Origin of the sequence: Thalassospira lucentensis, from assembly GCF_050516545.1 — a bacterium.
Taxonomy (GTDB): Bacteria; Pseudomonadota; Alphaproteobacteria; order Rhodospirillales; family Thalassospiraceae; genus Thalassospira; species Thalassospira lucentensis_C.
In genome coordinates, this window is the sequence record NZ_CP191544.1 from 3,067,118 (window position 1) to 3,078,947 (window position 11,830).

Genomic DNA, 11,830 nt, shown 5'->3' on the forward strand with positions numbered 1-11,830 from the left:
CGGGCGTTTTTTTGTGCCAACTTCGCATCCCGCGACGAGGAGCCAGAGACAAATGAACCACGTCACTGCAAATATAAAATCTGCGAAAGCCCGCATCGTTGTCATTGGCAACGGCATGGCCGGCATGCGGACAGTCGAAGAAATTCTGTCGCGTGCCCCGGGCAAATACGACATCACTGTTTTCGGCGCCGAACCGCGTGTGAACTATAACCGCATCATGCTGTCCCCGCTGCTTTCCGGCGAGAAAGACTTTGACGAAATCGTCATCAACACCGCGGAATGGTACGTTGAAAACAACATCCACCTGTATTCCGGCGACCCGGTGGTTGAGATCGACCGTGATCGTAAAGTCGTCATTTCCAAAAGCGGCACTGAAACCGAATATGATCAGCTGCTGCTGGCGACCGGTTCCGATCCGATCATTATCCCGATCCCCGGCCACAAGCTGGGTGGCGTTGTGACATTCCGTGATGTTGATGATGTCGACACCATGCTAGGTGCCGCCGCCAAAGGCGGCCCTGCCGTTGTCATTGGTGGTGGTCTTTTGGGTCTTGAAGCAGCGGTTGGCCTGCAATCGCGCGGCATGGATGTCACAGTGCTGCATCTTGCAGGCCATGTCATGGAACGCCAGCTTGATCCGTCTGCGGGTTATCTTCTGGCACAGGAGCTCGAGCGCCGCGGCATCACGGTTATTACCGAAGCCGATACAGCAGAAATCGTTGGCAGCGAAACCGTTACCGGTGTTCGTCTTAAAGACGGGCGCATGATCCCGGCTGATCTGGTGGTTATGGCTGTTGGCATTCGCCCGAACGGGCGACTGGCCGCAGACGCAGGCCTGAACGTCGAACGCGGCATCGTTGTTGACGATGTCATGACCACCAGTGATCCGGACATTTTCGCAGTTGGCGAATGCGTACAGCATCGCGGCCAGTGTTACGGCCTTGTCGCCCCGCTGTTTGAAATGGCGAAATCCTGTGCCGATCATTTGGCCGAAATCAAAACGCTTGGCTATGCCGGGTCGGTCACATCGACAAAACTCAAAGTCACCGGCGTTGATGTGTTTTCGGCTGGTGACTTTTCAGGTGGCGGCGAAACCGAAGAAATCGTCTTCCGTGATGCCGGGCGCGGCGTTTACAAACGCATCGTCCTAGAAGACGGCAAGATCAAGGGTGCGGTCCTTTATGGCGACACATCTGATGGCGGTTGGTATTTCCAACTGATGAAGGATGGTCAGGACGTCACAGAACTGCGTGATACGCTTGCCTTTGGTCAGGCATTCGCGGGAGGATCCGCTGGAAACCCGCTTGATGCCGTTGCAGCACTGCCAGATGATGCAGAAATCTGCGGCTGCAACGGCGTTTGCAAAGGTTCCATCGTATCGGCGATCAATGAAAAGGGCCTGACCACCCTTGATGAGGTCAAAGGCCACACCAAGGCATCGGCATCCTGCGGATCATGTTCGGGACTGGTTGAAAACCTTTTGGCAGCAACCCTTGGTGGCGATTATCAGGCTGCAACGGTCAAGCCGATTTGCACCTGTACGGACCATGATCATGACAGTGTCCGTCGCCTGATCATTGCCAAAGGCATGAAATCCATGCCGCAGGTCATGCAGGAACTGGAATGGAAAACCGCAGACGGCTGCCATGTTTGCCGTCCGGCCTTGAACTATTACCTGCTGGCCGCCTGGCCGAATGAATATGTTGATCACGGCGCATCGCGCTTCATCAATGAACGTGTTCACGCCAACATTCAAAAAGACGGTACCTATTCGGTTATTCCGCGCATGTGGGGTGGTTTGACCAATCCGCGCGAATTGCGTGCGATTGCCGATGTCGCTGACAAGTTTGCAATCCCGACCGTCAAGGTTACCGGCGGACAGCGTATTGACCTTTTGGGGGTCAAGAAAGAAGACCTTCCGGGTGTCTGGGCCGATTTGAATGCGGCAGGGATGGTTTCCGGTCATGCTTATGGCAAGTCGCTTCGTACGGTCAAAAGCTGCGTTGGGCAGGAATGGTGCCGCTTTGGCACCCAGATGTCGCTGAGCATGGCGGTCGAGCTTGAAAAAATGACGTGGGGATCATGGATGCCCCATAAATTCAAGATGGCCGTATCAGGTTGCCCGCGTAACTGCGCCGAAGCCACGATCAAGGATTTTGGTGTTGTCGCAACTGATGGCGGCTGGGATCTTCATGTTGGCGGCAATGGCGGCATTCACGTCAAGGCGACCGAACTTCTGTGCAAGGTCACCACGGATGAAGAAGTCATGGAATATTGCGGCGCCTTCATCCAGATTTACCGCGAAGAAGCCCGTTATCTTGAACGAACCGCACCGTGGATCGAACGCGTTGGCCTGAAACATGTTCAGGATCGCATGGTTGATGACGCAGCAAACCGCAAAGCATTGTTTGAACGCTTCATGATCAGTCAGCAGAACGCACAAAAAGACCCATGGGCCGAACGCGCATCCGAGGGTGTTGATGCCCACGAATTCAAACCCCTTTCGATGGTCGCAGCGGAGTAGGAAAAATGACAGATATGCTCAACTGGATAAATATCGGTCCTGTTTCGACCATTCCGCAGCAAGGGGCACGCACGCTTCAGACCGAAACCGACCGGATTGCGATCTTTCGCACTTTGGATGATCAGGTTTACGCATTGCTTGATCGTTGCCCGCACAAACAGGGGCCGCTGGCACAGGGCATTGTGCATGGTCATTTCGTGACCTGCCCGCTTCACAATATGGTTTTCTCGCTTGAAACCGGCGAAGCACAGGGCCCGGATGACGGCTGTGCCGCCAAAGTTGAATGTCAGGTGGTTGATGGCACTGTTCGTGTCGGTCTGACCCAGCTGCAAGCCGGACTGCGCCATGCGGGATGAGGTCAAAACAACCTGCCCCTATTGCGGTGTTGGCTGTGGCCTGATCATTTCGCCAACCCGCGATGGATTTGCTGTGGGCGGTGATCCCGATCACCCGGCTAATCTTGGGCGGATTTGCTCCAAGGGGGCGGCTTTGATCGATACGATCACAGCCGAAACCAAACGCGATTTCCGTTTGCTTGAACCTGAAGTCGATGGCCAACAGGTCAACTGGTCAACCGCAATTGCGGAAACCGCCAACCGGTTGCGTGACACCATCGCAAAGCATGGTCCGAAATCGGTGGCATTTTATGTTTCCGGTCAGCTCCTGACCGAAGATTACTATGTCGCCAACAAGCTGATCAAAGGCTTCATCGGGTCACCGCATATCGACACCAATTCGCGCCTGTGCATGGCATCTACCGTGGTTGGCCATAAACGCGCCTTTGGTGCGGATGTTGTGCCCGGTTGTTACGAAGACCTTGAAATTGCCGATCTGGTCATTCTGACCGGATCAAATCTGGCATGGTGTCACCCCGTACTGAACCAGCGCCTACGCGCTGCCAAAGAAAAGCGGGGCACAAAGATCGTCGTGATTGACCCACGACGGACGGCAAGCTGCGATATCGCCGATTTGCATCTTGCCATCAAACCGGGCAGCGACGTTGCCCTGTTTAACGGTTTGCTGGCCTGGCTTGACCAGAATGGCAATACCGATCTTCGTTACGTAGCCCGCCATGTCAGTGGCTATGAACATGCCGTGGCAGAGGCCCGCGCCGACTGCCCGGACATCGAGATAACCGCGCAAAAATGCGGACTCGATACCCAAGAAAGTGCTGATGAACTCGGCTCAGGTCTGGAAAAACTGGAAACGTTCTTTAGCTGGTTTGCCGCCTTTGATCGCACCGTCACGGTGTTTTCACAAGGCGTGAACCAGTCCTCTAGCGGATCGGACAAAGTCAATTCGATCCTGAATTGCCATCTGGCAACCGGTCGTGTCGGAAAACCGGGCTCCAGCCCGTTTTCCGTCACCGGCCAACCCAACGCCATGGGGGGCCGCGAAGTTGGCGGTCTTGCCAATCAGTTGGCCGCCCATATGAACCCCAATGATCCAATTGATGTTGATCGGGTCAGACGGTTCTGGAAATCCGACGTTCTTGAACCGGGCGAAGGATACAAGGCCGTCGATATGTTCCGCGCAATTGAAAGCGGGGAAATCAAGGCTGTCTGGATCATGGCGACCAATCCGGCCGTCAGCCTGCCGGATACGGGTCGGGTGCGTCTGGCCCTGTCGCGTTGTCCGCTTGTGATTGCATCGGATGTGGTCAGCGACACCGATACCTTGCGCTATGCCCATATCAAGCTGCCTGCGTCCGGTTGGGCGGAGAAATCAGGTACGGTGACCAATTCCGAACGCCGCATTTCCCGCCAACGCCCGTTCCGCGAAGCACAGGGCAATGCCAAACCCGACTGGTGGATCATGACCGAGGTCGCCAGATCAATGGGCTATGCCAAGGCATTTAAATATAAAGGCCCCAGCGACATTTTTGCCGAACATGCCGCCCTGTCGGAATTTGAAAATGACGGCATGCGTGCCTTTGATATCGGCATCTGGCACAAGCCAAAGAAATCCGCCTATGACGCGATGGAACCGTTCCAATGGCCGGCATCGCGCAAGCACCAGCCCGCTAGCGGTTCAGAACGTCTATATGGCGATGGCATTTTCACCACATCAAGTGGTCGCGCCAAAATGATCGGCGTTGAACATATCCCGCCGCAATCACAGCTTAGCAAAGACTTCCCGCTGATTGCCAATAGCGGGCGTTACCGCGATCAATGGCACACCATGACCCGAACCGGAACGGCAGCCCGCCTTAGCGCGCATCGCCCCGAACCGCTCCTTGAAGTCAATCCGAAGGATGCCGGTCATTACGGCCTTACGGATGGATCAATTGCGCGCATCAACAGTAAACATGGCACATCCTTGATGCGGGTTCTGGTCACCGATGCTCAATTGCCCGGACAGGTATTCGTTCCGATGCACTGGAACGATGTCTTTTCGGGCGCGGGTGGGATTGGTCGACTTATGCCCCCCAATGTCGACCCCCATTCCGGCCAACCCGAAAGCAAATATGTCCCGGTTTCCATCGAACCATTTGTCACCAGGTGGCAGGGACTTTTGTTTTCCAACACCCCGGTTGATCTTTCCCATCTGCCATATTGGGTAAGCGCGACCGGACCGGGCAGCATGATTTATGAAATTGCCGGTGATGAAGCCTGCATGTTCAAATCGCTTCTGCCGATTGCCGCCAATGCCGATGATCAGCACATCATTGAATATAACGACACCAAAAAGGGCGTTCATCGCTATGCCCGCCTGAATGGTGGGCGCATCAGCGGGGCTTTGTTTATCAGCCCGGATCGCCCGGCCCTTGGCCGTGACTGGGTATCAAACCTGTTTACGACTGAAACCGTGGCAACACCGGAACGCAATGCGCTTCTTGCCGGGCGCATGCCCGATGCCGGGGCGATCAATGATCGTTTGATTTGTTCTTGTTTCTCGGTCGGGCTTGCCTCCATCAGCAAGGCGATTACCGAACAGAATGCCGTCTCGGCATCCGATATCGGCCGCCTGCTTCAGGCCGGGACAGGATGTGGTTCATGCCTTCCGGAAATTAAGGAGATTCTCGATGACGCACTACCGCGCGCCGCAGAATAATCGTGCCTTGGAAACGGGCGGCAGCACCTTGCCCGACCCATCGGAAAACTTCGCCTATTTCCCGGCTTTCATTCATGTCACCGGGAAAAAGGTACTGGTTCTTGGCGGCGGAGAAGTCGCAGCAGGCAAGCTGCGCATTCTGATCCGAAGCCAAGCCTTAATCACGGTCGTCGCTGCCGAAATCTGCGACGACATTGCCGTGATGGTCGACGAAGGGCGCATTGTTTGGGAAAGCATGCCCTTCGTTGACACTATGGTAAATGGCGCGGCGATGGTGTTTGATGCCACCGACGATCCCTATTTGACCGGACGGGTTCAGGCCGCGACCAAACGGCGCAACATTCTTTTGAATGTGGTGGATAAAACCCCGCTGTGTGATTTTATCGTACCGGCCATCCTTGATCGATCCCCGGTCATGATCACGATTTCGACCGGGGCCTGTGCACCGGCCCTGGCCCGCATCATTCGCCAGCGGCTTGAAACCGTTCTTCCGGCAACCATGTCACAGTTGGCCCGGATCGCGCGTGATGCACGGCAGAAGGTTGCTGATCATTTGCATGACAATGTGTCACGCCAACGCTTCTGGACGCATTTCTTTCAGCGCGGCTTACAATCGCGCAATGCAAAATCCCTTGGCCCGGAAGATATTGATCTGGCGCTGCGCCAGTTCGTTCCTGATGGCAGCAGTGCGACGGTTCCCGGTGGGCAGACCATGATGGCGGAGCTTCATGTGGATACCGCATTTGATCTGCCGCACGGCATTGCGCGTGCAATTGAAACCGCCGATATCGTTTTCCACGAAGATGATGTTGCTGATGAAATACTGACCCTTGCACGCCGCGATGCGACGGTGATTGCCATCGGCCATATCGATCAGGAAGCAGACCCGACCCAAAAACGCGAACATCTTGCGCAACAGGCCAAAATCTTTGCCCGTCAGGGATTCAATATTGTCACATTGACCCACCCGACGGCGCATTAAAGCATCACCGCATCACTCCACCACCCCTGTGGACCTGACTCCCTGTCATCCACATAAACTAAAAGGCGCGCAAATCATTTGCGCGCCTTTCTTTGTCTGCGGTAACCGCAAAGCTTATTTCATGGTCGGCATAACAAACTCGGCACCCTTGCGAATGCCGGTCGGCCAGCGCGAGGTGATGGTTTTCAGCTTGGTGTAGAAACGCACACCTTCGGGGCCATGCATGTGATGATCGCCAAACAGTGATGCTTTCCAGCCACCAAATGAATGGAAGGCCATCGGAACCGGGATCGGCACGTTAATACCAACCATGCCGGTCTGGGTACGGGCGGCAAATTCACGTGCTGTATCGCCATCACGGGTAAAGATCGCAGTCCCGTTGCCATATTCGTGGCTATCGACAAGATTGGCTGCGGTTTCGTAATCATCCGCACGGACGATTGAAAGAACCGGGCCAAAGATTTCTTCTTTATAGATGCTCATATCCGGGGTGACGTCATCAAACAGCGTCCCGCCGACGAAGTAACCTTCTTCATAGCCCTGAAGATTAATCCCGCGACCATCGACAACCAGTTTGGCACCTTCTTCGACGCCCTTGTCGATATAGCCAACAACCTTGTCACGATGTGCAGCCGTTACCAGCGGGCCCATTTCGGCCGCCGGATCGGTGCCCGGTGCTACGCGCAATTCATTGATGCGCGGAACCAGCTTTTCAACCAACGTATCTGCAGTTGCTTTGCCAACCGGAACGGCGACCGAAATTGCCATGCAACGTTCACCAGCCGAGCCGTAAGCAGCGCCCATCAGGGCATCAACCGCCTGATCCATATCGGCATCCGGCATAATGATCATGTGGTTTTTCGCACCACCAAGGGCCTGACAACGTTTGCCCTGCGCGGTTGCGGTTTCATAGATGTATTTGGCAATCGGGGTCGAACCGACAAAGCTGATTGCGGTGACGTCCGCATCAAACAAAAGCGCATCGACAGCTTCTTTGTCGCCCTGAACAACGTTGAATACGCCATTTGGAAGACCTGCCTCGGTCAGCCATTCTGCCAGAAGCAACGCTGCGGACGGATCGCGTTCTGATGGTTTGAGGATAAAGCAGTTGCCACATGCAAGGGCAACCGGGAACATCCACATCGGCACCATCGCCGGGAAGTTAAACGGCGTGATACCGGCAACGATGCCCAATGGCTGACGCACAGAATGGCTATCGACCTTGGTGCCGACGTTTTCGGTGAACTCACCCTTAAGCAACTGCGGGGCGCCGGTTGCAAATTCAACAACCTCAATCCCACGGGTGACTTCACCCAGCGCATCGGACAGAACCTTACCATGTTCGGCGGTGATGGCTGCGGCCAATTCTTCGGCGCGGTCTTCCAGAATGCCAAGGAATTTATTCAGGATACGCGAACGGCGCAGCGGGGTTGTGTTGGCCCATTCGTCGCGCACGGCGACGGCGGATTCAACAGCAGCGCGGACTTCGGATTTCGAGGCAAGATCAACCGTCGCACTTTGCGCACCGGTTGCCGGATTGAAAACCGGTGCCGAACGACCGGACGTGCCGGCAACGCGCTTGCCGTTGATATAGTGGGTGAGCTGGCTGGACATTGGGTGTCTCCCGATAAACCTGATTTGGTGATTGCGTGATGATAGCATCCGCAAAGTGTCCTTATTATGCCTATGCACAGTGATGCACATCAATTATCATTCTTGCAAATTCGATGTGCAAAAATTAAAGTCGATAAAGGCCGTTACCGATTATGGATTGGAATCGCTTTCGCATATTCCTTGCCGTCGCCAGACAGGGACAAATCCTTGGCGCGGCCCGGCAGCTTGGCCTGAACCATGCAACCGTGGGCCGGCAACTGACCACGCTTGAGCAGGAACTGGGCATTAAACTGATCGAGCGGCGGACCACCGGGTCGGAGCTAACCGCCGCCGGGCGGGAGCTAATGCAGGCAGCAGAGGCCGCTGAATCTGCCTTCCTTCGGGCTGAAACGGCGGTTTCGAACCGCACAGAATCCATCGGCGGGACAGTGCGCGTCGGCGTACCAGATGGGCTTGGCAACTATTTCCTGGCAGGCGAACTGGCGGCCTTTGCCGCCGAACATCCCGATCTTGTGATCCAGTTGGTCCCGCTTCCGCGCACGTTCTCGCTGTCACAGCGCGAAGCCGATATCGCCATCACCCTTGATCGCCCGAAACAAGGCCGTTTGGTGATCAAGAAACTCACCGACTATACGCTCAGCGTCTATGCCACCAACGCCTATATCGAACGATTTGGGGTGGTGGAGACCGAAGCCGACTTATCTGATCGCCTGTTTGTCACCCATATCGAAGATTTGATTTACAGCCGCGCACTTGATTATGCCGCCCGCCTTGGCAAACTGATGCGCCGACGTTTTGAATGCGGCAGCGTGGTTGCCCAGATGGAGGCGGTGCGCAACGGGCACGGCATCGGCATCCTGCATGATTACGCCACCAAAGGCGTGCCTGATCTGATCCGTTTGCTGCCCGAAATCCGCTTTACGCGCAATTACTGGATGCTCCAGCACCCGGACACCAAGGACACCAGAAGTGTCGCCGCGGTTGCGGAATACATTACCCGTGTCGTGCGCACAGAACGCGACCGGTTTGTAATGAGCTAAAGCAAGTCCCTCAGATGCCCCGCATTGCACAAAAGATATCCACCCAAACCAAAGCATAGCAAAATAAGAACGGGCCCAAAGACGTTTCGTCTTTGGGCCCGTTAATGGTGCGTGCCATGTCCAGAAAAGAGCAGCGTGACGTCAACCAGTCGCCAAACTAGTGACCATCGGTCACTTTTTTCGCCAATCCACTTCGATAACTTGCTGCTTGGACATACGGCGCAGGTTTTCTTCGAAATAGTCGCGGATTTGATCCAGCCCCTTACCATCCGAGGCCGACATCGCGACCGTCAAAAATGACGAACTGGCAGAAATCTCGCAGACACCGTCTTCGAAAGCCAGAAGGCCTCTGTTCGGGTCGCGCAACTCACCATGAACAGGTTCTTGCACGTCACCAAGAAGACCTTGAAGATAGCATGGGGCATTGCGTACATAGATATCAGCAAAACAATAATTGGCGTCCATTTCCCGATCCAATCCAACATCAGGTAGGTCTTGCATCTCTGATGAGTCAGCCGCTGCGTCCTCACCTGTATCTTCCCCGGCATCCTTCGCACTGATCGTCCGGTCAGACATGCACAAACCCATTTTTCCAATGGTGCTGACTGCGCACCAAGCTAATCCCCTTACCCCTATCGCATGCATAGCACAAAGGTACTACCCGCGACAATAGTGACCATTGGTCACTAAAATGTGAGGCGTTTGTGTAACCCCGTATTCCTAAAGGCAAAATGTCGCAAAATTCCAAGATCGCAAGTCTTGGACGCAACTTTTTTAAAGAAAATTGCTGCATCCGCACAAATTATTGATTTTTGGCGGCTTTTTAGATGCAAAAAACGGGCGTCCTAGCCTAGAATCGCCCGCTTTGTCATAAAATTTTAAAGATACTGGAACAGTGCAGTTGCCTTCTAACCCTGAACAACTTCCTGTCGCTGGCAGCTCAGACCTTCGACTCCAAGCTCCATTACATCATCGGGCTTTAAGAACCCTTGCGGGTTTTGCCCCATCCCAACACCGGGCGGCCTGCCAGTTGAAGTGATATCACCGGGCTGCAAGCTCATGAAACTCGACAGGTAGCTCACCACAAACGCAACCCCATATACCATGGGCTTTGTACTGCCATCCTGATAGCGCTTGTTATCGATATCCAGCCACATCGACAGGTTCTGTGGATCTGCGATCTCATCACAGGTGACAAGCCACGGGCCGGTGGGGCCAAAAGTATCGGCACTTTTTCCCTTTACCCATTGCCCGGAATGTTCAAGTTGAAAGGCCCGCTCCAAAACGTCATTGGTCAGGCAACGGCCCCAGCTTTTCCTTACCCAATGGGCCATAGCGCAAAAGTTTCAGCATCTACCTCCCGATATTATTTATTGTTGCTTATTCTGCACCGTTCTGGCCGCACTGCCGCAAGCCCCGGATACAGACATATTCATTCCTCATACAATAGTGTTGTCACAGCATGAAGCCAAAGCGCAAGTCATGTGGTTTTCAAAATCACTTTCTTGAACCTCACATCCTCAAAAGTAAGGAGTGGAGAACCGCTCCAATTCTATGAAGTCGTTGCACTTCGCGACATTGCGCTCGATGATGATTGCGATACGCGCCTACTCGAACAAATTGACAAAGGAAGTGCCTCCCCCATGCGCATCGCCATTCTTGACGATTATCAGAACCTTGCCCTGCCATCCGCCAATTGGTCGGAAGTTCTATCCTTTGGCGAGATCACGGTTTTCAATGACACAATCACCAAACAAGACGATTTACGTTCCCGGTTAGAACCGTTTGATGTGATCTGCGTCATGCGCGAAAGAACCCCGCTTTCGGGTAAGCTTATCGGTGCACTTCCGAACCTGAAACTGATTGTCACGACCGGCAAACGCAATGCCGCAATCGATGTTGCTGCGGCAACCAAACTGGGGATCACGGTTTGCGGGACAGATTCCCCGTCGACAGCGACGCCTGAGCTTACCTTTGCCTTGATGTTGGGTTTGGCACGCAACCTCGTTCCTGAAAACGCGTCAATGCGTAGCGGCGGCTGGCAAGTCGGTCTTGGGCAAGATCTTGCCGGATCAACACTTGGCATCATCGGGCTGGGACGATTGGGTGCAAATGTAGCCAAGATTGCACAGGCCTTTGGCATGCATGTCACGGCCTGGAGCACAAACTTAACCCAGGATCGCTGCGATGAAATTGGCGTTGAGTTCAAAGATAGTAAAGAAGCCCTGTTGCGCGACGCCGATTTTGTCACCATCCATCAACGGCTGTCTGATAGAACACGGGGGTTGATCGGCAACGAAGAATTCAAGCAAATGAAGTCGAGTGCCTATCTGATCAATACATCGCGCGGGCCGATTATCGATGATGTTGCATTGATTGATGCGATAAATTCCGGTGAAATCGCCGGTGCAGGCATTGATGTCTATGACATTGAACCGCTGCCATCCTCCCACCCGTTGCGCCAATGCGAGGGGCTATTACTTACACCGCATCTTGGCTATGTCACACGACATACTTGGGAGGTCTTTTACGGCCAAACCACCACGGCCATTGCCGCATGGATTAATGGCAGGCCACATGGCGTCATCACGTCCTGACGACTGGCGATACGGCCCT

General features: G+C 54.4%; 9 protein-coding genes. 6 read left to right on the plus strand and 3 right to left on the minus strand.

Annotated elements, in window-relative coordinates:
• Window positions 1-52: 52 nt before the first annotated feature.
• Genes nirB through ACQ0MK_RS14075 form a run of 4 tightly spaced genes read left to right on the plus strand, consistent with a single transcriptional unit; the run spans window position 53 to window position 6,560 of the window.
• A complete protein-coding gene (nirB, locus tag ACQ0MK_RS14060; protein WP_430473155.1) occupies window positions 53-2,524 on the plus strand; it encodes a nitrite reductase large subunit NirB in 2,472 nt (823 codons plus the stop codon).
• A gap of 5 nt (window positions 2,525-2,529) precedes the next feature.
• Entirely contained in the window at window positions 2,530-2,880 is a 351-nt protein-coding gene (nirD, locus tag ACQ0MK_RS14065) for a nitrite reductase small subunit NirD (RefSeq protein ID WP_350041742.1), read from the plus strand.
• Entirely contained in the window at window positions 2,870-5,578 is a 2,709-nt protein-coding gene (locus ACQ0MK_RS14070) for a molybdopterin-dependent oxidoreductase (protein ID WP_430473156.1), read from the plus strand. The genes nirD and ACQ0MK_RS14070 overlap by 11 nt, the downstream gene beginning before the upstream one ends.
• Complete coding sequence (locus ACQ0MK_RS14075) at window positions 5,550-6,560, plus strand: NAD(P)-dependent oxidoreductase (protein WP_430473157.1); 1,011 nt, start codon at window positions 5,550-5,552, stop codon at window positions 6,558-6,560. Before ACQ0MK_RS14070 ends, ACQ0MK_RS14075 begins: the two co-directional genes overlap by 29 nt.
• A gap of 114 nt (window positions 6,561-6,674) precedes the next feature.
• Here ACQ0MK_RS14075 and ACQ0MK_RS14080 read toward each other — a convergent pair whose 3' ends face one another.
• Complete coding sequence (locus tag ACQ0MK_RS14080; protein WP_350044482.1) at window positions 6,675-8,174, minus strand: CoA-acylating methylmalonate-semialdehyde dehydrogenase; 1,500 nt, start codon at window positions 8,172-8,174, stop codon at window positions 6,675-6,677.
• 152 nt (window positions 8,175-8,326) lie between these two features.
• On the opposite strand from ACQ0MK_RS14080, the gene ACQ0MK_RS14085 reads away from it, so the two are divergent.
• Window positions 8,327-9,214, plus strand: a complete 888-nt coding sequence (locus ACQ0MK_RS14085; RefSeq protein WP_430473158.1) for a LysR family transcriptional regulator — start codon at window positions 8,327-8,329, stop codon at window positions 9,212-9,214.
• A 171-nt stretch (window positions 9,215-9,385) separates the two neighbouring features.
• Here the strand turns inward: ACQ0MK_RS14085 and ACQ0MK_RS14090 are convergent, their stop codons facing one another.
• Window positions 9,386-9,790 (minus strand): DUF2218 domain-containing protein, encoded by a 405-nt coding sequence (locus ACQ0MK_RS14090; protein WP_430473159.1) that lies wholly within the window; start codon window positions 9,788-9,790, stop codon window positions 9,386-9,388.
• 332 nt (window positions 9,791-10,122) lie between these two features.
• Window positions 10,123-10,548: a fumarylacetoacetate hydrolase family protein gene (locus tag ACQ0MK_RS14095; protein WP_430473160.1), complete on the minus strand. Its 426-nt coding sequence runs from the start codon at window positions 10,546-10,548 to the stop codon at window positions 10,123-10,125.
• 309 nt (window positions 10,549-10,857) lie between these two features.
• Between ACQ0MK_RS14095 and ACQ0MK_RS14100 the strand changes: the two genes are divergently transcribed.
• Window positions 10,858-11,811: a D-2-hydroxyacid dehydrogenase family protein gene (locus tag ACQ0MK_RS14100; RefSeq protein WP_430473161.1), complete on the plus strand. Its 954-nt coding sequence runs from the start codon at window positions 10,858-10,860 to the stop codon at window positions 11,809-11,811.
• Window positions 11,812-11,830: the final 19 nt, after the last annotated feature.